We start from the raw sequence: 23,920 nt of genomic DNA on the forward strand, positions 1-23,920 counted from the left end.
GGCTGGTGGCTGCCTGTCAGTGTGAGGCGGCCGGACGCGCGGCCGCATCCGTCATCCGACCTGTGTCCATGCTGTGGGGCTCGTCCGGCAGCTCAGGGGAGGCGTCGCAGGGAGCCAGTGACCTCACCGTTCTCCGTCAGCGGCGCCCGGCCGTACTCCGGCTTCCACGGTTCGAGGCTTCCGCCGCCCCCGTCCACGATCCGGTCCCGGAGGGAGAGCACGCGCAGCGCGTACGTGAAGGTTTCGCCCTGCAGCCCGGCGCTCATGGCCCAAGCCCGTCCGGCGTTCCTGCCGTGCGTGACGACACGCATCGGACGGTTCTCGCCGTCGGTGGGCGGGAACAGCAGGTCGGGAGCGTATTTCAGGATCTGGCCGCGCGCCCGTTCGACGGCTTCGGGGCGGGCCGGGCGCAGATCTCGTACGAACGCGTCCACCACGTCGTCGGCCAGCCCCAGCAAGGCGGCCATCCTCGACGAGGACCGCCGGGGGCCGCAGGAGCTGCACGGTCACGTCCCGCCGCAGATCCTGTTCATGGAGATCAACCAGCTCATTACCGCCCAGTGGCACGACCCGAGGCGCGGGCCGCGCCCTCCCGGGGGCTGCCCGCGATCAAGGGCATCACCATGACCCGCGACGTGCCCGAGCCAAGATCGTGGACCAGCCCGGCCGGCGCTCCTGAGCACGGCGGAACGCCAGGCGGTTCGGGCGGGCGCCCCTGATCACCAGGCTGCGCGCGGCGAGTCGCCCTCACCCGGACGCTCGTCGACTGTGATCGGCGCCGAGGTGACCGCGCCGTCGGCGAGGGCGACCCGGTAGGCGCGCCACTTGTGCACGTACAGGAGGTGTTCGCCGGTCCCGTCGACGCTGAAGCGCAAGCTCAGCGAGGCGTCAGGGGGCAGATCCGGCCGGGCCAGGACCTGCTCTGGCCCACCCGCCAAGGGGACGCGTTCGACGGTGTGCCCAGATGCGTAGATCAGCGCGCTGCCGTCAGGGGTGTGGGCCAACGACTCGAATGGCATGGCGCCCGTGGCGTTCTTGATGATCCGGGACGCGGCGCCGTCCGGGCCGGTGCTCAGGCGGGTGAGGTCGAGCACGGCGATGGCCCGTCCACCCAGCACATAGGCGAGCGAGCGGCCGTCCGGGGCCCAGGACAGGCCGCTCACCATCGAGTGCGTCAACGTCTTCCAGTCCCGGCGCTGGCCAGTGGCGACGTCGAGCACGGAGATTTTGGCGCCGCCTCCGATGAGCGGCGTGGCGTAGGCCAGTCGGGTGCCGTCGGCGCTGAGGGCGAGGTCGTAGACGAGCGTCAGGTCGTCGGGGTCGGTCTGCATGACGGCCACCGACTTCCCGGGCCGCCCGTCCTCGCCGAGGCGTACCAGGAAGAAGCGGATCTCTGGATTCTTCGGCTCGGTCCAGCCGGCGATGGCGAATGTGCGGTTGTCCCGGGCGGCGGCCACCAGGTGCCAAGAGCTTTCGACGCCGGGCGGCAGCGGGACGTTCGCGATGAACGACCCGGTCTCGGCGTTGTGCACGGCGGGGGGCACCGGGGTGAAGACAGCGGTCTTGGACTTGCCGGGGAAGTGGGCGAGCGGAGTGCGCGCGGAGAGGAAGAACCGCGGCGAACCCGTCGCAGCCAGGGGTGTTCCAGTCGCCATGGGCTCGGCCAAGGAGGTCGCCTGCGGGAACGGGTGCCGTACGAGACCTGAGGACACCATGGACGAGGGCTGCGGCGGGACCATCGTGAGCGACGGCAGTGGCGGGGACGCCGGGGGCTGGGTCGCGCTGACGAGCGACACCCGGTCGGCGGCCGGATCGGCGCATCCGGCGGCCAGGACGGCCAGAGCTAAACCCGCCAGGGTGGCAGACGTGCGGAACCACATGCAGAGATCATCGTATGGAACGGCCTTCTTGACCAGCACCGGACATGATCAGTCGAGGACTGTGAGGGATCACAGCGCCGTACGGATGGAGCGGCCAGGACCGCTGCCGCCCAGCCGATCAGGCATCGGTTGCACTTCGCTCGCGCCTTCTTCACGGAGCGATTGATCTCCACGGCAGCCGGCTTGCAAAGTGCAGAGAAACTCCAGGAACAGGAAAAACGTCTTGATCGCCTGGGCCCGGGCCAGCCGGGTGCCCTTCGCAGTGACGCGCAGGACCTTGCCGAAGTACGCATCGGCGTCGGCGGGCTCCATCTCCCACAGCGGCCGCCCAAACCACGCCCGCACCTGCTCCAGATGCACCACGTCGGAAGAGATCGTTCCGTCCGACAACCCCGCCGCCGCCCGGGCCAGCACGAAGCCGGCCAACACGTCGGTTTCTAACGCCTCCAGATCCTCCGGCGTGACCGGAGCCCGAGCCACCCGAAGATCCCGCACCACCGCCAGCGCCAACCCCAGGCACCTCGCCTTCACCGCCACAGCAAGACGAACGACCAGGACGATAGACCTTCAGAATCCTCGAAGTCTCATCAACGTTCGCAGAAGCCGGAGCACCAGCAGATAGGCCCAGGTCCTGGGGCTAGAGAGACCAAAGAAGCCCAGTTGAACTCAAGGGTTATTAATTAGTCGGCCGTATTCCGGCCGCCGGGGGTGGGCGGGGCGGCGATCAACGCAGTTTGTCCCAGTCTCTGGGGCTTTACAACGTAGATTTCCGCTTCGGGAGCTTCACCCGGTCCTTTGCCAGGGTCACATCACCTTCCATCGTTCGGCGTCTGCCGGCTGGCTCACCGGGGCCACAGCGATCGCGGGGACCGTGCACAGCCACGGCACGCGGTCACGGGAACTGACCCAGCACACAGTGACCTGGTCGTCGGCATAACGGTCGGTGCGCATCTGGATGTCGTCGTCGGTGATCGGGGAGAGCTGCGCCTCCCACGCCATCCGGTGGCTGCCCGCGGCGGGCGATCAGGGGGCGGATCTGCAGCTCGCGCACGAGCCGTCGGTACTTGTCGTGGTCGTAGCCGCGGTCGGCGAGCACGACGTCGGGGCGCTGGCGGGGCCGGCCGCGTACCTTCGGGATGGCCTGCAGCAGCGGGATGAGTTGGGTGACGTCGTTGCGGTTGGCGCCGGTCAGGATGACCGCGAGGGGGATGCCGGTGGCGTCGGTGATCAGGTGGTGCTTGCTGCCGGCCCGTCCGCGATCGACGGGGGACGGGCCGGTCTGCGCCCCCCTTTTAACGCCCTGATCTGGGAAGAGTCCACCGCAGCCCGGGAGAGGTCGAGCGCGTCGGCCGCGCGCAGGCGGTCGAGCAGCACCTCGTGCAGGCGCTGCCAGACGCCGGAGGCGTTCCACTCGGCCAGACGTCGCCAGCACGTCATGCCCGAGCCGTAGCCCAGCTCTTGTGGCAGGTGCTCCCAGGCGATGCCGGTGTGCAGCACGAACAAGATGCCCTGTAACGCCAGCCGGTCATCCAGCCGCTTACGTCCACAGAGCCGTACATCGTCGCAGATCAGGCAAATCCGTTGGAAATTTCCCCAGGACTACAGCGAGGCCTCGTCGGCCCGGTCCGCGTCCAGCATGCGGCGCACGTACGTCCACACCGGCACCCGCCACCGAGCCAGCAGCTCGGCCAGCGCCGCGCGCTCGCCGAGCTGAGCGCGCACCACCAGCAGCTCATCGGTCATCTTGCCCTCCCGTCATCTTGCACAGTCGGGCGAGAAGCCAAGGAGGTTCACGATTTCCGGATCACCTTGGGACGTGAAGCCTGTCCGGCGCGGGATCGCCGATCGCGGTGACCACGCGCAGGGCGCCGGCTTCGGCCGCCTCGCTGATCGCGACCCGCGCCAGTGCGCCGCGAACCTCCACCGGGACGCCGGGGAGGACCTGCACCAGTTCGAGACGGGCCGTGGTGCGCTGCTCGTCCTCCCATGACGCGGCCGCATGGCCGACGAAAGGTCCGCCGCGAGCGCTGTCGACGTAGGCCTGCACCCAGCAGACGAGCCTGCCCTGGGCGATCAGCCTTCTCGGGAGGTCCACCTCCATCCCCGCCGTGGCCAGCCAGGCGCCGGGCGCGGTCGCATGCGGGGGGACCGAGCTGATGAAGAAGCCGGGGGGATGGAGATCAGGGGCGTCGCGCGGGTCCAGCAGGACGTACCCGTCTCGAACCGTCCGGCGTCCCCTGCGGACCAGCCCGGTCGCGAGCTCCTCCGCGAGCCGGCCCTCGACGTCCGCGGCCCATTCGTCCGCCGAGTGCACCGGCAGGCCGGTCCACGGGCTGCGCGGCGCCGCCGGGTACTCGACTGCGAAAGCGTAGAGGTTCCGATCCCGCCGCCAGCGAAAGAGCACGACCATGCCGTCGGGCTCCGTCCGGACATCGACGTAGGAGTAGCCCTCCGTCACGGCACCCGCCCGTGACAGGCACGTCCTGACCGCTGCGAAAATCTCCTGCCGGGACCACTCGATCGCCATGCTTCCACACTCCCACACCCATCTCGTCCCGATAAGCCGACGGTAGGACCTGGTGAACGCTGGATCCTCTTCGGTTTCACCGGCGGCGGGCGCCGTACAGGCCGCAGCGCCCGCAGGTCGTACAGCACTGCCAGTCCCTGCCCGGCCCGTGGGTGCCGGGCACCGGATCGCTAGCGCGCGATGGGGCGGCGGCGGTTCGCCCAGATGGAGCGGGCCACGGTGGCGGGTGTCATGAGGGTGGTGGGGTGAGCGGTCATGTACGTCACGTCGGCGAAGCGCCGCGAGATCGTCTCGTCGACCAGCGAGGCGTCGACGATCTGCCCGCTGAGCCAGCGTGCGAGCCGCGCCCGCAGCGGGAGCGCCGCGCCGCTCTGCAGCCGGGCGAGATCGGCCGCCGTGGACAACTCCCAGGCGGCGTCGACGATCACTTCCTGCAGGCCGAAGAACTCGTGCGCCGGTATCCGGGCGTCCCGCACGTTCCACAGGTAGGCCGACAGGCTGGAGGCGTGCAGGGCTGCCGATGTGATGCCCTGGCCGTAGAAGGGGTTGAAGGAGGCCACCGCGTCGCCCACGCTCACCAGCCCACCGGGGAGCCGCGTCAGCCCGGCGTAGTCGCGGCGGCGGGCATCGGCCTGGCGGTAGGTGGCGATAGGAACGAGGGGCTCGCCGGCGACGGCCCGCGCGAACTCGGGGGGCATGTCCTCGCGGCAGCGCCGGAGGAAGTCCTCCAGCGTACGGCCCGGGCGATCGTCGTCGTAACCACCCAGCGTGACGACCCACGCGCCCCCTTCCACGGAGCTGACCCCGCCGCCGGCGGTGCGGGCCGCTGCGAAGGCAGGGCTGCGGCGGGCCAGCGTCGCGGAGATCGGAGCCTCCGGCGGCCGGGCGAAGAGTCCCGTGGCGTAGTTGAGGTTGATGGGCACCCGGTGCAACGACGGCTTCTGCCAGCCGGCCTCTTCGAGCCAGTCTCCGAGCTTGCTGGCGCGGCCCATCGCGTCCACCACGAAGTCGGCGTCCTCCACCGCCTCCTCGCCTCCGCTGATCCAGCGCACCCCCTGCACCCGCCCGGCGCCGAAGCTCAGCCCGGAGACCCTGCCAGGGATCACCTTCACGTTCGGCAGATCGAGCGTGCGGCGGCGGATCACGTTCTCCAGGAACGGGCGGGTGCCGCTGAGCACGTCGTAGGGGGCCGTCGTGGCCGGCGGAACGTTGTCGACATAGGTGCGCACCCGCCTGCCGGGCAGCATCACCGCGCCCTCCTGGCGGGCCTGCGCGGTGATGCCGGGGAACCAGCGTTCGAGCTGCCGGAGCCCGCCCGCGAGCAGCGCGTGCCACTGGCTGCCCTGCGGCACACCCGGACGTGCGGCCGGAGTCTCGCCCAGATCGTCCCGCTCGATGATCACGACGGTCTCGGCGTGGGCGGCGAGCACGCGGGCGGCCAGCAGCCCGGCGACGCTCCCGCCCATGACCACCGCCTTGCCCAGGACGATCCGGGTTCGCTCGATCGGCCTCGCCGTGCTCAGGGCGCCGAAGATCTGAGCGGCCGTTCGCTTCGCCATGGAACGACCGTACAAGCCCCGTCCGCCGGAAATATCAGTCAGATGACTGGCCTGGCCACCTGGCTGGTCATCCGGCATGCGAACTCCACGATTCCCAACTTTTACGCCGCGCCGGTCACAAAGGGGCGGGCTGTGTTGTCTCCCTGGAAACCGTGACGACCCCGGAGGTTGTGATGAGTCAGAGGATCGACGTCGCCAAGCTCGTCCCCGACATCTACCGGCACTTCTTCGCCGTGGAGAAGCTGCTGCACGACAGCGAGCTGCCCACTCCGACGCTGGGGCTGGTCAAGCTACGGGCCAGCCAGAGCAACGGGTGCGCGTACTGCGTGGACATGCACACCCGCGACATGAAGCAGGCCGGGGAGAGCGACGAGCGGCTCTGGATGGTGGCCGCGTGGCGCGAGGCCACGGTGTTCACCGCGGCGGAGCGGGCCGCGCTGGCGCTGACGGAGGAGGCGACCCGGCTGGCCGACCGCGCCGTCGTCTCCGACGCGGTGTGGCAGGAGGCCGCCGAGCACTACAGCGAGGAGCAACTCGCCCTGCTCCTGGTCGCCATCGGCATGATCAACAATTGGAACCGGATTCTCGTGGGCGCCCGGGTCACGCCGGGGACCTGACGCCCGCACGCTCGAAACGCCTCGAGGCGCCGTTGGCACGCCGCAGCAGCCGGTCGGCGCTCTGCCCATGGGAGCGCTGCTGCCCGCCACGGCCGCGGATGTACGCCCGCGAGCGGGGGCTCGCTGGGCCCGTCCCCATGGATCGGCGGCTGGTCGATCCTCGCGCTCGGATGCACAGGCCCGGACTCGGTCGAGGGTCCGGCCAGGATCAACGTGACGAACGCCGGTACGGGACTGCCGCCCCGCACGTACGTGTGCCAGGTCGCAGCTCTCCACGGCGGCGCCGTGACCGGCAACTACTGCCAGTAGAGCCGGTCGCGCAAGCGCGCGTTCAGCCGAGCGGCCCGGCGCGTGAGATGATCGCGGCCGGGGAGGATCGGCCTCGCCGTGCTCAGGGCGCCGAAGATCTGAGCGGCCGTTCGCTTCGCCATGGAACGACCGTACAAGCGGCGTCTGCCGGGAGAATCAGTCAGATGACCGGCCGGACCACGCATGCCCCAGTTGCCCGACGGCTTCGCGCGCCGTGCGCGTCTCCGTAGCATGACGGCGATGATCGTTTCCCAGGGAAGGCGGGGCGATGCGTTCGTCTCCTGCTCATGAGTTGCTTGAACTGAGGTTCTTCGCCGGTACGTGGGAGGGCGAGGGGGAGTTCTGGTCCACCGAGTTCTCCCCGTCGTTCTCGCAGCCGGTGTTGCGGGTCGAGGCCGCCTTCCGGCTCGGGGGCCACTGGCTGGAGCAGCGGTTCACCTGGATCGAGCAGCCGGGCTCCGGCGGCGCCCCCGATGTCGTGGAGGCGGCCCGCCTGTGGGGGTACGACCAGGCCCAGGGCCTGCTGGTCTCCGAGTGGTTCGACAACCGGGGCCGCCGCGCCACCGTGACCTCGCCGGGCTGGAAGGGCGATGAGCTGGCGGCCGACGCGGTGATCCTGCACGCGGAGCGGAAGATCCGCGCGCAGGAGACGTTCACGCGGCGCGATGAGAACTCCTGAGAGCACACCGCGCGGATGGACTTCGGTCAGGGCTGGGTACGGACGGAGGTCCAGATCCTGCGGCGAGTCAGGTAGACGTCATCGTGTCAGCCGGAGGAGTGGTCACCGGGCGATCCGGTAGGCGCGGATGATGGTCTGCTCGACGGTGTTGCCCGCGCTGTCTTTCGATCGGGCGCGGAGCGAGACGAACCCGTCCACGGCCGGGTGGCGGAGCAGGACCGTGCCGTTCGCCCCGGACCGGGCCACCTTCGCGGCCTGCCAGGACGCGCCGTCATCGTAGGAGACGTCCACGGACAGGTCGCGGACCTCACCCGCGGCCGATCCGGTCTGTTTCCGTACGGTCAGCGGCACGGTGAACGGCTGGGCGGCCGGTGCGGTGTTGCGCCGGTCCAGCTCGGGGGAGAAGCCGACCACCGACAGCGGCAGCGCCGCGGTGCCGTCCTGGACGGTGGCGGAGCGGAACGTCCAGGTGACCGACACGCGGGTGGACAGTGTGGCCGCCGGCGGGCGCCCGGCCTCGACCTGGAGGCGGTAGGCCGCGTCGCCGGGCGGCACCTGCACCGCCTGGAGGAACGGCCGCGGCGCCTCGGTCACGAGCCGACCGTCTCGGTAGAGGGCGATGTGCGCCGTGGCGAGGGACGACGCGCCCGTGCGTCCCGCTCCGTCGCCGAAGAGCGCCGGCCTGGCCTGGATCACGTTGCCGGTGTGAGTGACGAGAGGCAGTTCCCTGCTGTCGATGAGGACCGGTCCGAAGACCCCGCGATTCCATTTCTCCGTGTAGACGCGTCCGGCGGCATACCGGACCGGCGGCGAATCCACCAGGTGAATGTCGTCGGCAAGCTGTTCCCGGGTGCCGTGCTGCCAGCGGATGCCGTCGTCGGTGTTGTGGTACTCGGTGTGCAGGAAGGGGAGGGAAAAGCCGATGACGAAAGTCGACGAGGGGAAATCGCGGTCGGCGGGCAGGGCCCTGCTTCCCACCTCGGCTCGCGAACCGGCCCACTGGACGGCGTAGTCCCTGTGTACGGTCGCCAGGTCCTTCTGCTCGACGTTCCTGACGAAGCCGGTGGGCACCTGCCCACGTACGAACCAGGCGAGCCGGTACGCGGCGGGGCTGTCCGTGAGGTCGCCTCCGGGCCCCGGCACGGCCCACTGCCCGCCGATCTTCGTGACCAGGTCGTCGCGCCGGCCGGTGCCGATCTGCGCGACGGACAGCCGGTCGAACGACTCCTGCCCGCCGGCCCATTCGTCGTACATCTCCCGGCCGTCGAGCGTCTTGACGTCGTACGTCACCTCGCTGAGCAGGGGCAGGGGCGTGACGGACGTTCGCGGTAGGCCGATGGACACGGGTTTCCCGAGCCGGGCGTCCAGCACCACGATCTGAGAGGAGTTCAGCGTGAGGCCGGGGTGAACGAGCATGGTGACGTCGTCGCCCGCGCTGGTCCTGTTGTCGATCAGGTACGTGCCTTTGGGCAGCCGTACGGTGACCTTGCTGTCCGGATTCTCGAGCACGACGGGGTTCACGTCGGCGGCCGGCACGTCGGTCCTGGTGATGGTGGTCAGCCCGGTTCCGCGACGTGCTGGTGCTGGCCGCGCTGGCGGAGCTCAGCTACGAGGAGATCGCGCAGGCGCTCGACATCCCGACGGGCGCCGTGGGGTCCCGGCTCAACCGGGCCCGCAAGAAGTTGCGCGCCGCTTTCGGCGGCGTCAATCCGATGGAGGAGGACACGGATGGATGACCTGGCTGCGATCCGCGAGCTGCTCTGGGCTCCGCCGGCCGGCGCGGACGTCGAGGCGGAGGGCAGGGCCCGGCTCGTGGCGGCCTGCGCCGCACGGCACGGCGAGCTTCCTTTGGTTTGACAACCATCCGGTACTACGAGTATCACTTCCTGAAATGGTACTTGTAGTACCGGAACTTGGAGTATCTCATGGAGACGTCATGAGCGTCATCGTCGTCGGGGCCGGTCCCACAGGGCTCATGCTGGCTGGAGATCTGGCCGCCGCCGGCATCCCCGTCAAGATCCTCGAGCGCAGGGCCGAGGAGTCCAACCTCACCAGAGCCTTCGCCATCCACGCCCGCACCCTCGAACTGCTCGACATGCGCGGCCTGGCCGACAAGCTGGTCGCGGAAGGTCTCAAGATCGACGAGGTACGGCCCCACGTCAAAGGCGTGAAAGGGGAAGGGGTCGTCTTCAACGTACGTCACCCGGACAGCCGTTTCCCGTACCTGATCATCCTGGGCCAGGCCCGCACGGAGGCCGCGCTGGAAGAGCGGGCCCGAGGCCTCGGCGTGGAGATCGTCCGCGGGGCGGAGGTCACCGGCCTGGCGCAGGACGGCACCGGGGTGACGCTCACCCTCGCCGGCGGGCGCACCGAGCGGGCCGGCTACGTGGTGGGCTGCGACGGGGCGCACAGCGCGGTGCGCCGCCTGCTGGGGGTGGGGTTCAGCGGGCACGCCTACGACACCCGCATCCTGCTCGCCGACGTCCGGCTCGAAGCCGACCTGCCGCTGGCGGTCAACCCGTTCATGGGCGACGACGGCGTCGTGCTCCTGCCTCCCTACGGCGACGGGTGGTACCGCGCGACGATCTGGGATCGTACCGGCCAGGGCATCCCCATCGAGCGGCCGGTGGGCATCGAGGAGGTCCGCGACGCGATGCTGCGGATCACCGGCCGCGACCTCGGCGTGGCCGGGATGCGCTGGTCCACCCGGTTCCTGAGCGAGCGCCGCCAGGCGCACGACTACCGCGTCGGCCGGGTCTTCCTGGCCGGGGACGCGGCCCACGTGCACTCACCGCTCGGCGCCATGGGCATGAGCACCGGCATCCAGGACGCCGCCAACCTGTCCTGGAAACTGGCCGCCGCCGACCGGGGATGGGCGCCGTCCTGGCTGCTGGACACCTACCAGCCCGAGCGCCACCCGGTCGGCCGCCAGGTCCTGCGCCTGACCGACACCCTGCGACGCGTCGCCGAAGCACCGCCGGCCGTCCGGGCGGTCCGCCCCTACCTCTTCCCCAAGATCGTCAACCACCCACGGGTCTCCGAACGGCTCCGGCTGATGTTCGCCGGCATGGCCGTCACCTACCCCGTCCCCGACCAGGTCACCGAGACACCCCTCGCCGGCACCCGCGTCCCCGACCTGGCGCTCACACTGGACGAGAGGGCGAGCCGGCTCTACGAGCACCTCGGCGACGGCCGCTTCGTCCTCATCGACACCACGCAGAGCCTCCCGGCCGGCGACGATCCCTGGCCCGACCGGCTGCGCGTCCTGCGCTCCTCCCGCCCGCTACTGCTGGGCAAGGCCACCACCATCCTGGTACGGCCCGACGGGTACGCCGCCTGGACGGCGACCTTCCCTGCTCCCGGCCAGGTCAGGAAGGCGCTCACCGAATGGCTGCGCCGACCGGCCACCTGAAGTCGCTGTGCAGCGACTTCTGCCCGCACACCAGTCATGTGACTGATACGCGTACAGTCCGCCCAGAATACCCTTTGCGTCGGATCGAAAACATGAAGCGGAGGTGAACAGAAATGCGTTACATTTCGCTAACTGTCGAGGAGCTCGAGCGCTCCGACCGCAACAATTGGCATTGGAGCCATTAGCCGCGACCGCGAGATTCCGCCTGCCCAGAGGGCCGTAGCCCGCTCGGCAGGCGCAACGGAGCGTTCGTCGCCCACCCTTTTCTTCGAGGAAAAGCCCTCGTCCTGCCGGTCGCCGTCGCGGAACTATTGGACGCCTTCAACGATTGGCGCACCGTGGACGAGGCCGTCGAGTATCTGCCGCACGAAGCTCGCGAGTCGGTCGCCGCGGCCATTCCCGAGCTGGTCTCGCGCGGGCTTCTGCTCGCCGAAGGCAGCCGGGAGGATCTGCGAGACGAGGCGCTCGACACTCGATGGGGGCCATGGTCTCCCGAGGCGTCGTTCTTCCACTTCGCCACGCAGAACCACATCTACTCCGAGGCGAGCGGCGACGACCGCGATGCGCTGGCGGCTCAAGGCCGGCCGCCCATCTTCACCACCTATCCAGAAGCCGATCGAATCCTGCTCCCGCGCCTCCCCGGCCGGTTCGACGAGCCGCTGGGACAGGTACTGTACCGGCGGCGCACCCATCGCTCCTTCGCGTCGGCTCCCGTGCCAATCGCGTCTTTCGCCGCCTTGCTGAGCAGCACCTTCGGGCCCGCCGACTACATCGATGCCGGCGCGTTCGGAGCCCTCATCCGCCGCACGAGCCCATCGGGCGGCGCCCGGCAGGAACTGGAGGCCTATCTGGGCATCCGCCAGGTCAGCGGCGTCACGCCCGGCTGGTATCACTACAACTCATTGGAACACTCGCTGGAGTTGATGACCGAAGGCTGCACCGGTGCCGACCTTTCGGCCATGTGCGGGGATCAGCAGTGGGTGGGAGATGCCGCGTTCATCGTCGTCGTGACGGCGGAGATCGAGCGCATGCTCGCCAAATACCGGAATCCGCGCGCCTATCGCGTTTCCCTCCTCAACGCCGGGCACCTGGGCCAGACCTTTGCCCTCTCTGCTGTGGTGCTCGGGCTCGGCCCTTTTCAGACAGGCGCGTTCCACGACAAAGCGCTGGCGGAACGGCTGAATCTGGACAACGTTTCTCAGACGCCGCTCTATGTTCTGGGCGCCGGCCTCCCGGACGGGGGGCTCGCTTCGGCCCCGGCCGGAGCAGACATGGAAACCTTCGGCCTGACAACCCTCCAGACGAAGACCACAACGCCTTCCTGACCGCCTTTGGGCCGCCCCACGTGACCATTCACGAGATCGTTCCTCGGACGGTCCGTTCAGAAGATCAGCGCGATCTTCCCGTTCAGGCTCCCCCGCTGGAAATGCTCGTGCGCGGCTTTGATGTTCTGCACGGCGTATTGCGCGTCGACCCGGATCTTCAGTCGCCCGCCGTCCACGGCTGCGGCGAGTTCGGCGAGTCCGCGACCGTCTTCGCGCACCTGGTTGACCGTGGTGCGTACCCGGCGTTGCGACAGGTCGGGTACGGGCCCGGCCTGAGTGGCGACCGAGGCGTACCTGCCGCCATCGGCCACGGCGTCGGTGACGAAGGCGCCGAAGGTGTCGAAGATGGCGTCGTAGCCGCCCGCCGGCAGGGTGGTCCGGTCGGTGGTGGCGTGGTCGGCTCCCAGTTCCTGGACCACCTTGATCTGCGCTTGTCTGGACACCAGCGCGTCCACCTGCGCTCCGCGAGCACGCGCGAGCTGCACCGCGAGTCCGCCGACGGCTCCTGCCGCGCCTGCCACCAGCAGCTTGTCTCCCTGGCCGACCTGCAGCCAGTCCAGGGTCTGCAACGCGGTCAGTCCCGGCAGGGGCAGGGTCGCCGCCTCGACCAGGCTGACCGACGTGGGCGCCTGGGCGATGGAGGCAGCCGGGACGGCGACGAGGTCGGCCCATGAGCCGCGCCCGGTTGCCAGCTGACGCGACATACCGAACACCCGCTCGCCGACGGACAGCCCGCTCGTGCCCGGGTCGACGACGATGCCCGCCAGTTCCCAGCCGAGCGTCATCGGCAACGGTGGCGTGCCCTCACCTATGGCCCCTTCCCGCGTCTTGTCGTCAACGGGGTTGATGGCCGAGGCGATGACCCGCACCAGCACCTCGCCATCGGCCGGTTGCGGTTCCGGTACGTTGACCAGCGCCAGCACATCAAGATCTCCGAAGTGGTCGATCCGCAGAGCACGCATACCCAACTCCCAAAGTGTCCGATAAGCGTCCAACATTAACGGTTGCCCACTCGCCCGGCTGCCAGCAGATCCTGACGGTCGTGGAACAGGCGCCGGACGGGCTGCGGGTCAAGGACATTGCCGCCTGCTGAACACCGGAGCCGATCACTCACACCGGGAGCCTGCGCGCCCGGCTCGAACGCATGGTCGCCCGAGGCGTCCCACCGAACCCGAGCCCGGCCTGTTCGCACTGCCCAGACCGGGTCACGACGCATTGCAGCCACTGCCCGAAGTCAGACCTGACGCAGGCTCGCGGAACGTCCCCTGATGGCGTAACGCCGAGGTGGTCAGCGTCAGCCCGATGACCGGACGACGACTGTGGCCGTTGTCCCGTCATCGGTACTGAGCGGCGCCGTTCACGGTCGCCGACAGCGCCGTCTCCTTCGCTGTGGGCATTCGTCTCACTCTTGGTATCCCGTCGAAAACCAGCTGCAATCCCAGCGCGGCTGGGACCCATACGGTGAGCACATCCGCTGGCCGCAGGCTTTATAGAGATGAGTGTCGTTCGGGTCGCGGCTCCAGTCTGAAACGGAGACGCTCAGGGCCTGAGAGGTCCATCCTTTGTAGTTCTTGAAATCGCCTGGAGTAATCTGGCCCGTGCGGTTCGCATGGCCGGTCAGCCGCAGTGCTCCCAGGGGCTGCTGTAAGAGATGCCGGGATCGGTGTCGAAGGCGCCGCCCCACTTCACGCACTTGCCCTTGGCGTACAGCCGTACCGGGCCGGCGTAGTGCTTGTACTCACCGCGGTCGGAATCGCTTCCGCCGTCCTTGATCGCGAGGGAGGCGGCCAGCCAGCGGGTCCCGGTGGTTTCGGTGCGCAAGGTGACGACGCAGTTGTACCCGCTGGCGGAGTTGTAGAGCAGATAGATGTTCGCGTGGGTCTGGCCGAGGCTCTTCAGCGGGTGGCTGTCAACTCGTGTGTAGCCGTCTCCGCAGACCCCTTCCGGGCTGTAAGGATTGGCTGCGGCATTGGCCGGCTGGGCGCCTATCAGACCACAGGCGACCAGCCCCGCAACGACGACGACTTTCCCAATCTTTCGCATGGAGATCCTTTCAGCACTGGAACGGCCACACGAGACGCTAGGCGATCGCAGCACATATTGAATAAGTCGAATGACTGGTCATAGGGGCAACACATTTCCCGGAAAGACAAACTTTCGATTTTGTTCGCCGATTGATTGGATAGCGTTTCCATGCTGGACTTCTATCTGTTTCTCCATGGACGGAGACGGTCGTGTCAGCGGGCCATTACGCGGCGACCCTCTGAGGGCAGCCTGTTCGTATCCGCAGGCTCCGCTCCAAGGCCATTGACAAGGATGCCCACGCCATTCGATGTGGGCGCGGTCGGGCTTGATGGCCTCGCCGATCCGAAGCCCGCCGGCGGCCGGCAGCCCGGGCAAGGTCTCGCAGGTCGCCGCCCGCAGCACAGTCCGGAGCGAGTCGCAGGCCTGACCCATCACCTTCGCGATGCCGCCAGCTTCTCCGGGCCTTGCCCGGCCGTCACGAACTGCAGGCTTTCGAGGAAGACGGCCAGCGCGCGCACGGATTCGGCCACCCGCAGCCGGGCCACGGCAGTGCTGCGCACCGGCAGGAGGTACCACGAGACCACGATCGCGATCACGCCGCCGAGCAGGATGCCCGCGAGGCGCACGACCAGCAGCGACGTCGCACTCTGCTCGAAATAGGCGTAGGTGAACGCTAGCGCTGCGGTGATGCTCCCAGCCCAGTACGCGTAGCTGAATGATCGCGACCATATGCCAGCGACCAGGACGGCGAAGACGCCCGCGAGGTGCGCCGCCGGGCTGCCCTCGAGCAGCGGCAGCAGCAGCGTCGCGCCGCCCGTGCCCGCCGCCGCACCGGCGACCCGCAGGACCCCCTTGTGCACGACGGCCGCCCGCCCTCTGTTGCCGCTGCACACGAGAAAGGTCGTCAGCACCGCCCACTGCCAGTGCTCGCCCAGGACGTATCGGCCGCAAAGGAAGGCGAGCGCCAATGCCACGCCCAACTGGATCGCCATCTTGGTGCTCGCCGGCAGCCGCCCCCGGGGCGGAGTGTCCGCGCGCCATTGCGATGGCGTTCCGGTGAGCAGATGCGTCACCAGCACCACGCCGCACGTCATCATGGCTATGAGCGCGATCCAGCCGATGTCCGCCATGCCCACCGGCGCCACGAGCACCACGATGAGCAGCGGCATGGACGCCTGTGCCCCCGCGGTGGTCGCGCGCGCTCCCCAGCGCCGTACCCAGACGGTCGCGCTCATGGTGACCACGAACAGCGCTGCGCCGAGCGCGGCGTACGGACCGGCCAACAATGCGTGCATGGCGACGGCCGCCGCCGCGACGAGCGGCAGCACGGTGAGGGCGATGACCCGATCCAGCCAGTCCTCGTCCCGCCGCGTCTTGCCCAGGGACAGGCCAAGCGCGGCGGCTACGACGGGGAGACCTGGCTGCAAGTGCGCGGCCTGGACGACGGCCACCGCGACAGCGAGGCTGGCCATCATGGCTCCGGTGGTGACCGCGACGTCCTTCAGCGATGATGCCACAGCTATATACTAAGCAACACTTAGTAATATTTGGGATTTATTGGCGGTTTGGCGTCGAAATCACTAAGTGATAGCTTATCAATATGAGGGATGCAGAGACGCGACGCCATGTCGCAGCAGAGACCCGGCGCGCGGTCACGGGCTTGGCCCGCCGGTTGCGCGCCGAGCGCCCATCCGACGCGCTCAGCAGCAACAAGGTGAGCGTCCTCGGCCACCTGTACCGCCACGGTCCCAGCACGCCGACGCAGATCGCCATCGCCGAACACCAGCAGCCGCAGTCGCTCACCCGGGTGTTCGCCGAGTTGGAGGACCAGGGCCTGATCGCCCGCAGGCCGAGCCCGATCGACCGGCGAGCGTCGATGCTGGACCTCACGCCCGAGGGCCGCGAGGTGCTGATCCGCGACATGGGCGCCCGCGATACGTGGCTCGCCACCGCGATGGAGGGCCTGAACGAGACCGAGATCCAGGTGATCGGCCTGGCGGCGGCTCTGCTGACGGAGCTGGCCGAAACGGCAAGCCCCTGTCCCCACCCGGACGCACCGACCATGGGAGCGACTCCATGACCGACATCCAGGCATTCCCGATGCCGCGTACCTGCCCACTGAACCCACCTGAACAGCTCGGCCGGTTGCGAGCGGAACAGCCGATCACGCGCGTGCGGCTCTGGGACGGCACCACGCCATGGCTCGTCACCCGGTACGACGACGTGCGCGCCGTTCTGGCCGACCCACGCTTCAGCGCCGACCCTACACGCCCGGGCTATCCCGCCCGCAGCCCTGCCGGTAAGCGGCGCACCGGCGGCGTGTCCTTCCTGCAGATGGACGACCCCGAGCATGCCCGATACCGCCGCATGCTGATCGGCGAGTTCACCATGCGGCGGATGGAACGCCTGCGCCCCCTGGTGGTGGAGACCATTGACGGGCTGCTCTCAGCGATGGCCGCCGGACCACGACCGGTGGACCTCGTGGAGGCGTTCGCGCTGCCCGCTCCGTCGATGGTCATCTGCCGGCTGCTCGGCGTCCCGTACGCCGACCACGCCTTCTTCCAGCAACACAGCAGGACGATGCTGGACACGCGAGCCGACCCCGATGACGCGGCCGGCGCGCGCCGCGCCCTGGCCCGCTACCTCCACGAACTGGTGGTCGCCAAACAGGCCGATCCTAGTGACGACCTGATCGGACGGCTGATCGAACACCACGGACGCACGGGCGAGCTGACCACCCGGCAGATGGTGGCCATGGCGATCCTGCTGCTGGTGGCGGGCCACGAGACCACCGCAAACATGATCGCCCTCGGCACCCTCACTCTGCTGCAGCACCCCGAGCAGGCTCGACGGCTGCGTGACGGCGAACCGGCCTATGTCAGGGGCACCGTTGAAGAGCTGCTCCGCCTGCTGACCATCACCCACACCGGCCGCCGTCGCACCGCCGTCGAGGACGTCGACCTGCGCGGCACCGTCATCCGCGCCGGCGAAGGCGTCATCGCCGCCGCCGACGCCGCCAACCGCGACCCCGAGGTCTTCGCCGACCCCGACTGCTTGTCTCCCGAGCGGCCCGCCAACCACCATGTCGCCTTCGGCTTCGGCGTCCACCAGTGCCTCGGGCAACAACTGGCCCGGCTGGAACTGCAGGTCGCCTACCCCGCGCTGCTGCGGCGCTTCCCCCGGATGAAGCTCGCGACCGACATCGCACAGCTACGCTTCCGCGATGAGATGCCCGTGTACGGCGTGGACACCCTTCCCATCACTTGGTGAATCTCCAGTGCCATCAACCGGGTCCCGGGGCGGCTCAGCCCGGGGTCGGGTCATTGACGGCACAACCGCGTCACGGAGCGCAGCGGCCACGGCGACATAGCCAACTACCTCAACGTGCCACGAGTGTGGTCCTCGCGGAGGACGTCGGGTCCATCTCCACGACGCGGTGAGAAGACGGTGACCGTCCCATGCGTTCACGAGGTTGGCGCCTCTCGAACGAATGAGCCCCGCCCCGGGATGGTCTCTATCAGCTTGAGCTCGTCCCGCAGCCGAAGCGGGCGGGGCGGCGGGCGGTGAAGGCTTCGACGCCCTCCAGGAAGTCGCCGGTGGCCGCGCTCTCGCCCAGAGCGTCCCGTTCGAGGTCGAGCTGCCGCTCCAGGTCGCCGCCCCCGCTGAGCGCGAGCAGCCGCTTGATCCGCGCGTACGCCCCGGCCGGGCCGGCGGCCAGGCGCTCGGCCAGCGCGCGCACGTACTCGTCGAGGTCCTGCCGCGGCACCACCCGGTTGACCAGGCCGAGCCGGTACGCCCGCGCGGCGTCCACGGCCTCGCCCAGCATGATCAGCTCCGCCGCGACGTGCCGTCCCACGACGCGCGGCAGGAAGAAGGTGCTGCCGGAGTCGGGGGTGGCGGCGAGCTTGACGAACGCCTGGCAGAACGTGGCGTCGTCGGAGGCGATGACCAGGTCGCAGGCGAGCGCGAGGGAGAACCCCGCGCCGTACGCCTGGCCGTGGACGCTCGCGATCACCGGTTTGGGCAGGCGGGCGATCCCGGCGACGGCCCGGTGCACCGCGCCCGCCATCTCACGCAGCACCGGTGCGCCCCGGCCGGCCCGTACCCCCGACAGCATGTCCTTGACGTCGCCGCCGGCGCAGAAGCCGGCGCCCTCGCCGCGTACGACCACGACCCTGGTACGCGCGCGGTCGCCGAGTTCCCCGACGGCCGTGGTCGCCCTGCTCGCCGCTCAGGCCGAAGCCCCCGACCTCGCCGCGATGCTGATCGCGGCTGGTGCGATTGCGCGGCGCACTCTTGATCACTACCAGGGCAGGAGCACCGTGCCGATGCCGAGCAGCGCGCAGATCCCGAGGATGCGCAGCATCGGCCACTTCAGCACGAACGTCATGACCAGCGCCGCTGCCGTGATGACCAGGGCGACGGGGTTGACCGTGCCGAGCTCGGGGACCTGAACGGTGAACGGCCCCCACGCCCAGGTGAAGGTCTGCCCGAACAGGGTGTGCTCGGCGAAGTAGAACGCCAGGTTGGCGATGACGCCGACGACGGAGGCGGTGATGCCGGTCAGCGCGGCGCTGATGGCGGCATTGTGGCGCAGCCGCTCCACGTACGGGGCGCCGAGGAAGATGAACAGGAAGCACGGTACGAACGTGACCCAGGTGGTCAGCAGCGCGCCGAGCAGGGCGCCGGCCCACGGCGTCAGCGCGCCCGGGTCGCGGTAGGCGCCGAGGAACGCCACGAACTGCACCACCATGATCAGCGGCCCTGGGGTGGTCTCGGCCAGGGCCAGGCCGCGGACCATCTCGCCCGGGCTCAGCCAGCCGTAGACCTCCACCGCGCGCTGGGCGACGAACGCCAGCACCGCGTACGCGCCGCCGAAGGTGACCAGCGCGGTACCGGAGAAGAACAACCCTTGCGTGGTGAACACGCTGTCGGTGCCGAGCAGCAGCGCCACCGCGGCCACCGGCACCCACCACACGACCAGCCCGAAGGCCAGGATCTTGCCCGCCGACCGCCAGCTCGGCTGGGCGTGGTGCAGGGCATCGTCCGGGATCAGCGGCGCCGGCCCGCCGTCGCCGCCGTGCCCGTTGCCCGCCGTGAAGACGTACGGGGCCAGCCGGTGCACCAGCCAGCCGACGAGTGCCGCGGCGGCGACCACGAGCGGGAACGGCACGGCGAACAGCGCGAGCGCGACGAACGCGGCCACGGCCAGGGCGACGAAGAAGGGATGGGTGAGGGAGCGCTTGGCGACCCGGATGACGGCCTGGGCGACGATCGCGAGCACCGCCGGGGCGATGCCCGCGAACAATGCGGTCACCACCGTGGTGTCCTGCCACAGGAGGTAGACCGCCGACAACACCAGCAGCGCCAGCATACCGGGCAACACGAACAGCGTCCCGGCTACCAGGCCGCCGCGGGTGCCGTTGAGCAGCCAGCCGACATAGATGGCCAGTTGCTGGGCCTCCGGGCCGGGCAGCAGCATGCAGTAGTTGAGGGCGTGGTTGAAGCGCTGCTGGCCGATCCAGCGTTTCTCCTCCACCAGGGTGCGCTGCATGACGGCGATCTGCCCGGCCGGGCCGCCGAAGGTCTGCAGCGAGATCAGGAACCAGGCTCGTACGGCTTGGCGGAACGGGATCACATCACGCGCGGCGTCGATCGTCATGACGGCCTTTCAGCGGGCAGGCGGACGGACCGGAAGATCCGCCACAGGGTCAGGTCGTAGGCGGTCTTGGCCGCCCCGGCGATCACGAACGGCAGCGCCAGGCCGAACGGCAGGAGGAAGCCGGCCAGCGCGGGCCCGGCCGGGCGGGTGAGGTAGCGGGCGGTGTTGGTGACGGCGGCGGCCGCGGTCCGCTCCTGTTCGGGAACCAGGGCCATCACGTACGACTGCCGGGCCGGCACGTCCATCTGCGACAGGCACGCCCGCGCCATCAGCAACGCGATCGCCCCGCCCAAGCCGGGCGCGAACGGCACGGCGGCCAGTAGCAGGTTGGACGGAATGTGGGTGAACACCATCGTGCGCAGCAGCCCGATCCGCGCTGCCACCACCGGGGCGGCCAGCAGGGAGGCCGTCTGCAGCACCCCGAGCATGGCGAAGGTGATGCCGATGGTCTGCGTGGTGGCGCCATAACGCAGGCTCAGCCAGTAGCCGAGGTAGGCCTGCACCACGAACCCGCCGGCCAGGCTGTCCACGGCGAACAGCGCGGCCAGCCGTGCCACCGGCCCGCGGGAGCGGGCCAGGATACGGGGCCGCGGCACTCCGGGGGAGGTGGTGGGCGCCTCGACGCCGGCGGGCAACCGAAACGCCAGCGTCAACCCGGCCGCGCCCACGACGGCCAGGACGCCGCCGAGCAGCCGCCGATCCGGCGGCAGCGCGCCGAGCAGCGCCCCTGCCGTCCCGGCCACAGCGGCGACCGCGTTGTACAGGCCGAAACCGTTCACCACCTCGCGCAGCGGCCGTCCCGTGCCGGCCAGCATGACCTGCTCCAGTGTGGTGAACGGCCCGGACTCCATCACCTCGACCGACAGCGCGCCGGTCATCGCGGTTTTGATACCAGACAGAAACCTAATTCTGTCTTGTATGGCATCCATCCAGGCCTACCGGGTGGATGTGTCCGTGAGGGCTCTCGTCCGGCCGGTCAGCGTACGGTGTCCAACACGCGTGATCGGGCACGCAGCTCGGTGATCAGCCCGTCGGCGTTGACGGTCGCGTGCTCGACGCCGCTTCTGGACTCCAGGTGGCCGTCGGCTCCGCGGGTCGCTGTCATGAAGTGGACTTCGAGCGTGCCGTCGTCCAGCACCGCGGTGGTCCACACGTGTTTGTTGTCGGCCACATGCGTGAAGAAGACGCGGTAGAACTCCGTGATCGCGGCCAGGCCGGTCACCGGCTCGAACTCTTCGAGCCGCACGGTGGCGTCCGGCGCGAAGATCGATGGGAGTTCCTCGAGCGCTCCGGGCTCGTGAACGGCGCGGTCCATGAGCGTGATGTAACGGTCGATCACCGTTTCGGTCGTCGGTGTCGTCATTCTGGCTCCTTCGCTCTTTGCCGCACCGCTCATGATGAGGTGCCGCCGGAATATGTGGTCGCCGGCGGCAGCCGGAGAGCGGGAGGCAACGCTATATCGGTGCTGCCTGCGGTGAATCCGTCATGAGACTGGTCGCCGGGATACCCGCCGCACCTGGCGTCCGCTTCCAAAGATGGGCCGTTCTGCGGCTTGCGTGCGAGTCAACTGATCTTTATATATAGATGACATGAGTCGAAGGTCCATGCAGGAGCCGACGTTCCTGATTCTCACAGCGCTCGCCGCCGGCCCCCAGCACGGCTACGGCATCATCACGGACGTCGTGCAGATCTCGGGTGAACGGGTACGGCTGCAGGCCGGCACCCTGTACGCCGCGCTCGACCGCCTCCAGGGTGAGGGGCTGGTCGAGGCCGATCGCGAGGAGGTCGTCGACGGCCGGGCGCGGCGTTACTACCGTCTCACCTCCGAGGGTGAGGCGCGGCTGGCCGCCGAGGTGGAGCGGCTGCGGCACAACGCCGACACTGCCGCCTCTCGCCTGCGCGCCCGGCTCCGTCCGGCGTTCAGCGCCGGAACGGCCGTGCCCGGCGGGGAGGCGGGTCTCGCCATGGTCTTCGGAACGGCGGTGCCCGGCGGGGAGGCGGGTCTCGCCACGGTCTTCGGGAGCGCCACGTGACCTTGGAGGATCGTTACCGGCGGTTACTGGCGTGGTATCCGAAGGAGCACCGCGCGTCGTACGAGGAGGAGATGCTCGCGGTCCTCCTCGTGGGGGCGGCGCCCGGTCGTGAGCGGTCGAGTGTCCGCGAGACGTACGACCTGCTGCGAGGAGCCTTCGCCATCCGGCTGCGCCGTGCGGTGGGGTCTGTCTCCCGTCGGCGCTGGCATGCCGCCTTCCACGTCGCGGCCCTTCTCGCGCCCATCTGGTTGCTGGTTCTCGAGGTCACCCGGGCCGCCGGCTACGCCGTGGCTGCGGTGCTGTACCCGGGCACGGGTCCGGAAATGGCATTGAAGACGTTCGCCATCGCCGTGCCGTACGCGGTCATCGCCTTTCTGGCGTGGCGGGACTCGCCGAGGGTCGCGGCCATCGTGGCGTGGGGCTGGACGATCGCCTATGCCTGGCTCGTCGCCAGCCCGCCTGATCTTGGCCTTTCTCCTGTCCATGTGGCGTGGGACAGCGCGCTCTTCCCGGGGGTGGGATTCGGGAGCGTGGTGCGGTTCGTCCTGCCGGCCTGCGTGATGGCCGTGATGCTGACGCTCGCCCCGTCCTCCGGTCCGGCTCCGCTGGGAGCCCGGCGGCTGGCCGGATGGACCGCCGTGATCCTCATGAGCTTGGTGGCGTGGATTCCCTTGCCGGGGGTGGGCTTGCTGCCCCTTCTCGGGGGCGCGGTGGCGGCGGTCGTGGCCATGCGTTCGGCTGTGGGGCGGCGGGCGGTGCTCATCTTGTCGCCGCTCATGGGCGTCACCCTCGGCTGGTCGCGGTGGGTGGAGGATCCGGCGAACCTTCCGGTGGTGGCCGCGAGTTCGGTGGCGGTGCTGGCGGTCACGGCGTGGCTGGCCAGGACCGGCGCCCCCACCTCCCGGCCGGAGAACGCCTGAGGGAGCAAGGTGCAACAGCGCTGTTACGATCCACTGTGGCCGGAGTCGGCCGCATGCCAGTGACCCCGCCGCCGACCTGTCCGCCAACACCACGCACCACCTGGTGGCCGACATGGAACGGCTGCGCCAGCACCTGAATGTCGGCCGATGGTTGCTGTTCGGGGGCTCGTGGGGGGCCACGCTGATGCTCGCCTACGCCGAGGCGTTCCCCGGGCGGGTGTCGGAGATGGTCGTCGCCGGTGTCACCACGAGCCGCCGGTACGAGATCGACTGGCTCGCGGCGTCGGCCGTTTCTTCCCCGAGCAGTGGCAGCGTTTCCGGGAAGGCGTTCCGAGGCCGACCGCGACGGCGACCTGCTCGCCGCCTATGCCCGGCTCACGTCCGACCCGGACCCCGCCGTCCGAGCCAAGGCCGCCCGTGACTGGGCCGCCTGGGAGGACACGGTGATCTCCCTGGAGAGCGACGGCAAGCCGGGCGCCTATGGCAACCGCCCGCCTGACGCGCTGCTGGCCCTGGCCCGCATCTGCAGCCACTATTACGCCCACGCCGCCTGGCTGGAGGAAGGAGCGCTGCTGCGCAGCGCGCACCGGCTGGCCGGCATCCCCGGCGCACTGATCCACGGCCGCTTCGGCCTCGGCGCGCCGCTCCAGTACGCCTGGGAACTGGCCCAAGTGTGGCCGGACGCCCGCCTGGTGGTGGCCGGCGACGCTGGGCACACCGGCAGCACCACGATGAACGCGGAGATCCTCACCGCGCTCGACCGTTTCGCGGGCTGAGCGGTTGATCGCCCCCGTCATACGCGCTGCCGGGTCCTCGCAACGGTGGGCAACTCGGTCAACGCCGGCCCGGGGTTCCCGGTCCGAGATGCGGGCGGAGGTGGCGGCGGCTAAAGTTCGCGATCAATGACTCATCCCCGCGCAGAAGGCCGTGACCGCGCCTTCTGCGCCGGGCAAGTCGTCCGGCGGAGAACGA

27 protein-coding genes and 3 pseudogenes are annotated in these 23,920 nt (G+C 69.6%); 13 read left to right on the plus strand and 17 right to left on the minus strand.

Going from position 1 to position 23,920, the window contains the following annotated elements; translation table 11 throughout:
• Positions 1–92 precede the first annotated feature (92 nt).
• On the minus strand, positions 93–467 hold the full coding sequence (locus AB0J64_RS37370; protein ID WP_364038133.1) for a hypothetical protein: 375 nt from the start codon (positions 465–467) through the stop codon (positions 93–95).
• A 93-nt stretch (positions 468–560) separates the two neighbouring features.
• Here AB0J64_RS37370 and AB0J64_RS37375 point away from each other — a divergent pair, with 93 nt between their 5' ends.
• Positions 561–719, plus strand: a complete 159-nt coding sequence (locus AB0J64_RS37375) for a hypothetical protein (protein WP_364038136.1) — start codon at positions 561–563, stop codon at positions 717–719.
• On the opposite strand, the gene AB0J64_RS37380 is transcribed toward AB0J64_RS37375, so the two are convergent.
• The 7 genes and pseudogenes from AB0J64_RS37380 to AB0J64_RS37410 all read right to left on the minus strand — a co-directional run bounded on the left by AB0J64_RS37380 (position 720) and on the right by AB0J64_RS37410 (position 5,966).
• Positions 720–1,880 carry a hypothetical protein gene (locus AB0J64_RS37380; RefSeq protein WP_364038139.1) on the minus strand — a complete coding sequence of 387 codons (1,161 nt, stop codon included), beginning with the start codon at positions 1,878–1,880 and terminating at the stop codon, positions 720–722.
• Positions 1,881–1,949: 69 nt separating this feature from the next.
• The gene (locus AB0J64_RS37385; protein WP_364038142.1) at positions 1,950–2,390 is read right to left on the minus strand and encodes a hypothetical protein; all 441 of its coding nucleotides are present in this window, start codon (positions 2,388–2,390) and stop codon (positions 1,950–1,952) included.
• A gap of 294 nt (positions 2,391–2,684) precedes the next feature.
• Positions 2,685–2,879: a hypothetical protein gene (locus AB0J64_RS37390; protein ID WP_364038355.1), complete on the minus strand. Its 195-nt coding sequence runs from the start codon at positions 2,877–2,879 to the stop codon at positions 2,685–2,687.
• Positions 2,869–3,425: pseudogene (locus tag AB0J64_RS37395) on the minus strand (IS5 family transposase); the annotation flags it as partial. The gene AB0J64_RS37390 and the pseudogene AB0J64_RS37395, both read right to left, overlap by 11 nt.
• Positions 3,426–3,479: 54 nt before the next feature.
• The gene (locus AB0J64_RS37400; protein ID WP_364038145.1) at positions 3,480–3,623 is read right to left on the minus strand and encodes a hypothetical protein; all 144 of its coding nucleotides are present in this window, start codon (positions 3,621–3,623) and stop codon (positions 3,480–3,482) included.
• 61 nt (positions 3,624–3,684) lie between these two features.
• Positions 3,685–4,407: a hypothetical protein gene (locus tag AB0J64_RS37405; RefSeq protein WP_364038148.1), complete on the minus strand. Its 723-nt coding sequence runs from the start codon at positions 4,405–4,407 to the stop codon at positions 3,685–3,687.
• Between the two features lie 170 nt (positions 4,408–4,577).
• Positions 4,578–5,966, minus strand: coding sequence for a hypothetical protein (locus AB0J64_RS37410; RefSeq protein WP_364038151.1), 1,389 nt, complete (start codon positions 5,964–5,966; stop codon positions 4,578–4,580).
• A gap of 173 nt (positions 5,967–6,139) precedes the next feature.
• On the opposite strand from AB0J64_RS37410, the gene AB0J64_RS37415 reads away from it, so the two are divergent.
• Complete coding sequence (locus AB0J64_RS37415; protein WP_364038154.1) at positions 6,140–6,583, plus strand: carboxymuconolactone decarboxylase family protein; 444 nt, start codon at positions 6,140–6,142, stop codon at positions 6,581–6,583.
• Positions 6,584–6,879: 296 nt separating this feature from the next.
• Here AB0J64_RS37415 and AB0J64_RS37420 read toward each other — a convergent pair whose 3' ends face one another.
• Positions 6,880–7,014, minus strand: coding sequence for a hypothetical protein (locus AB0J64_RS37420; protein WP_364038157.1), 135 nt, complete (start codon positions 7,012–7,014; stop codon positions 6,880–6,882).
• Positions 7,015–7,184: 170 nt separating this feature from the next.
• Between AB0J64_RS37420 and AB0J64_RS37425 the strand changes: the two genes are divergently transcribed.
• Positions 7,185–7,571 (plus strand): hypothetical protein, encoded by a 387-nt coding sequence (locus AB0J64_RS37425; protein WP_364038160.1) that lies wholly within the window; start codon positions 7,185–7,187, stop codon positions 7,569–7,571.
• A 102-nt stretch (positions 7,572–7,673) separates the two neighbouring features.
• On the opposite strand, the gene AB0J64_RS37430 is transcribed toward AB0J64_RS37425, so the two are convergent.
• A complete protein-coding gene (locus AB0J64_RS37430; protein WP_364038163.1) occupies positions 7,674–9,107 on the minus strand; it encodes a hypothetical protein in 1,434 nt (477 codons plus the stop codon).
• 35 nt (positions 9,108–9,142) lie between these two features.
• Here AB0J64_RS37430 and AB0J64_RS37435 point away from each other — a divergent pair.
• The 4 genes and pseudogenes from AB0J64_RS37435 to AB0J64_RS37450 form a co-directional block, all read left to right on the plus strand.
• Positions 9,143–9,307: pseudogene (locus tag AB0J64_RS37435) on the plus strand (sigma factor-like helix-turn-helix DNA-binding protein); the annotation flags it as partial.
• A complete protein-coding gene (locus AB0J64_RS37440) occupies positions 9,300–9,428 on the plus strand; it encodes a hypothetical protein (RefSeq protein WP_364038166.1) in 129 nt (42 codons plus the stop codon). The pseudogene AB0J64_RS37435 and the gene AB0J64_RS37440, both read left to right, overlap by 8 nt.
• 79 nt (positions 9,429–9,507) lie before the next feature.
• The gene (locus AB0J64_RS37445; protein WP_364038169.1) at positions 9,508–10,983 is read left to right on the plus strand and encodes an FAD-dependent monooxygenase; all 1,476 of its coding nucleotides are present in this window, start codon (positions 9,508–9,510) and stop codon (positions 10,981–10,983) included.
• A gap of 338 nt (positions 10,984–11,321) precedes the next feature.
• The gene (locus AB0J64_RS37450) at positions 11,322–12,308 is read left to right on the plus strand and encodes a SagB/ThcOx family dehydrogenase (protein ID WP_364038172.1); all 987 of its coding nucleotides are present in this window, start codon (positions 11,322–11,324) and stop codon (positions 12,306–12,308) included.
• A gap of 56 nt (positions 12,309–12,364) precedes the next feature.
• Here the strand turns inward: AB0J64_RS37450 and AB0J64_RS37455 are convergent, their stop codons facing one another.
• The 3 genes from AB0J64_RS37455 to AB0J64_RS37465 all read right to left on the minus strand — a co-directional run bounded on the left by AB0J64_RS37455 (position 12,365) and on the right by AB0J64_RS37465 (position 15,850).
• Complete coding sequence (locus AB0J64_RS37455) at positions 12,365–13,231, minus strand: NADP-dependent oxidoreductase (protein ID WP_364038175.1); 867 nt, start codon at positions 13,229–13,231, stop codon at positions 12,365–12,367.
• A 694-nt stretch (positions 13,232–13,925) separates the two neighbouring features.
• Positions 13,926–14,351: a hypothetical protein gene (locus AB0J64_RS37460; RefSeq protein WP_364038178.1), complete on the minus strand. Its 426-nt coding sequence runs from the start codon at positions 14,349–14,351 to the stop codon at positions 13,926–13,928.
• A gap of 413 nt (positions 14,352–14,764) precedes the next feature.
• The gene (locus tag AB0J64_RS37465) at positions 14,765–15,850 is read right to left on the minus strand and encodes an FUSC family protein (RefSeq protein WP_364038181.1); all 1,086 of its coding nucleotides are present in this window, start codon (positions 15,848–15,850) and stop codon (positions 14,765–14,767) included.
• Positions 15,851–15,933: 83 nt separating this feature from the next.
• Here AB0J64_RS37465 and AB0J64_RS37470 point away from each other — a divergent pair, with 83 nt between their 5' ends.
• Positions 15,934–16,413: a MarR family transcriptional regulator gene (locus AB0J64_RS37470; protein WP_364038184.1), complete on the plus strand. Its 480-nt coding sequence runs from the start codon at positions 15,934–15,936 to the stop codon at positions 16,411–16,413.
• On the plus strand, positions 16,410–17,603 hold the full coding sequence (locus tag AB0J64_RS37475) for a cytochrome P450 (RefSeq protein WP_364038187.1): 1,194 nt from the start codon (positions 16,410–16,412) through the stop codon (positions 17,601–17,603). The genes AB0J64_RS37470 and AB0J64_RS37475 overlap by 4 nt, the downstream gene beginning before the upstream one ends.
• Positions 17,604–17,850: 247 nt before the next feature.
• On the opposite strand, the pseudogene AB0J64_RS37480 reads toward AB0J64_RS37475, so the two are convergent.
• The 4 genes and pseudogenes from AB0J64_RS37480 to AB0J64_RS37495 form a co-directional block, all read right to left on the minus strand.
• Positions 17,851–18,519: pseudogene (locus AB0J64_RS37480) on the minus strand (enoyl-CoA hydratase-related protein); the annotation flags it as partial.
• A gap of 117 nt (positions 18,520–18,636) precedes the next feature.
• A complete protein-coding gene (gene chrA / locus AB0J64_RS37485) occupies positions 18,637–19,995 on the minus strand; it encodes a chromate efflux transporter (protein WP_364038190.1) in 1,359 nt (452 codons plus the stop codon).
• On the minus strand, positions 19,992–20,873 hold the full coding sequence (locus AB0J64_RS37490; RefSeq protein ID WP_364038193.1) for a hypothetical protein: 882 nt from the start codon (positions 20,871–20,873) through the stop codon (positions 19,992–19,994). Before AB0J64_RS37490 ends, chrA begins: the two co-directional genes overlap by 4 nt.
• 98 nt (positions 20,874–20,971) lie before the next feature.
• A complete protein-coding gene (locus tag AB0J64_RS37495) occupies positions 20,972–21,358 on the minus strand; it encodes a nuclear transport factor 2 family protein (protein WP_364038196.1) in 387 nt (128 codons plus the stop codon).
• 226 nt (positions 21,359–21,584) lie between these two features.
• Here AB0J64_RS37495 and AB0J64_RS37500 point away from each other — a divergent pair, with 226 nt between their 5' ends.
• The 4 genes from AB0J64_RS37500 to AB0J64_RS37515 all read left to right on the plus strand — a co-directional run bounded on the left by AB0J64_RS37500 (position 21,585) and on the right by AB0J64_RS37515 (position 23,724).
• A complete protein-coding gene (locus AB0J64_RS37500) occupies positions 21,585–22,028 on the plus strand; it encodes a helix-turn-helix transcriptional regulator (protein WP_364038199.1) in 444 nt (147 codons plus the stop codon).
• Positions 22,025–22,948, plus strand: a complete 924-nt coding sequence (locus AB0J64_RS37505; RefSeq protein ID WP_364038204.1) for a hypothetical protein — start codon at positions 22,025–22,027, stop codon at positions 22,946–22,948. The genes AB0J64_RS37500 and AB0J64_RS37505 overlap by 4 nt, the downstream gene beginning before the upstream one ends.
• Before the next feature lie 76 nt (positions 22,949–23,024).
• Complete coding sequence (locus AB0J64_RS37510) at positions 23,025–23,369, plus strand: alpha/beta fold hydrolase (RefSeq protein WP_364038344.1); 345 nt, start codon at positions 23,025–23,027, stop codon at positions 23,367–23,369.
• The gene (locus AB0J64_RS37515) at positions 23,254–23,724 is read left to right on the plus strand and encodes a hypothetical protein (protein WP_364038207.1); all 471 of its coding nucleotides are present in this window, start codon (positions 23,254–23,256) and stop codon (positions 23,722–23,724) included. Before AB0J64_RS37510 ends, AB0J64_RS37515 begins: the two co-directional genes overlap by 116 nt.
• Positions 23,725–23,920: the final 196 nt, after the last annotated feature.

Origin of the sequence: Nonomuraea sp. NPDC049695 (assembly GCF_040674955.1) — a bacterium.
GTDB classification, from domain to species: Bacteria; Actinomycetota; Actinomycetes; order Streptosporangiales; family Streptosporangiaceae; genus Nonomuraea; species Nonomuraea helvata.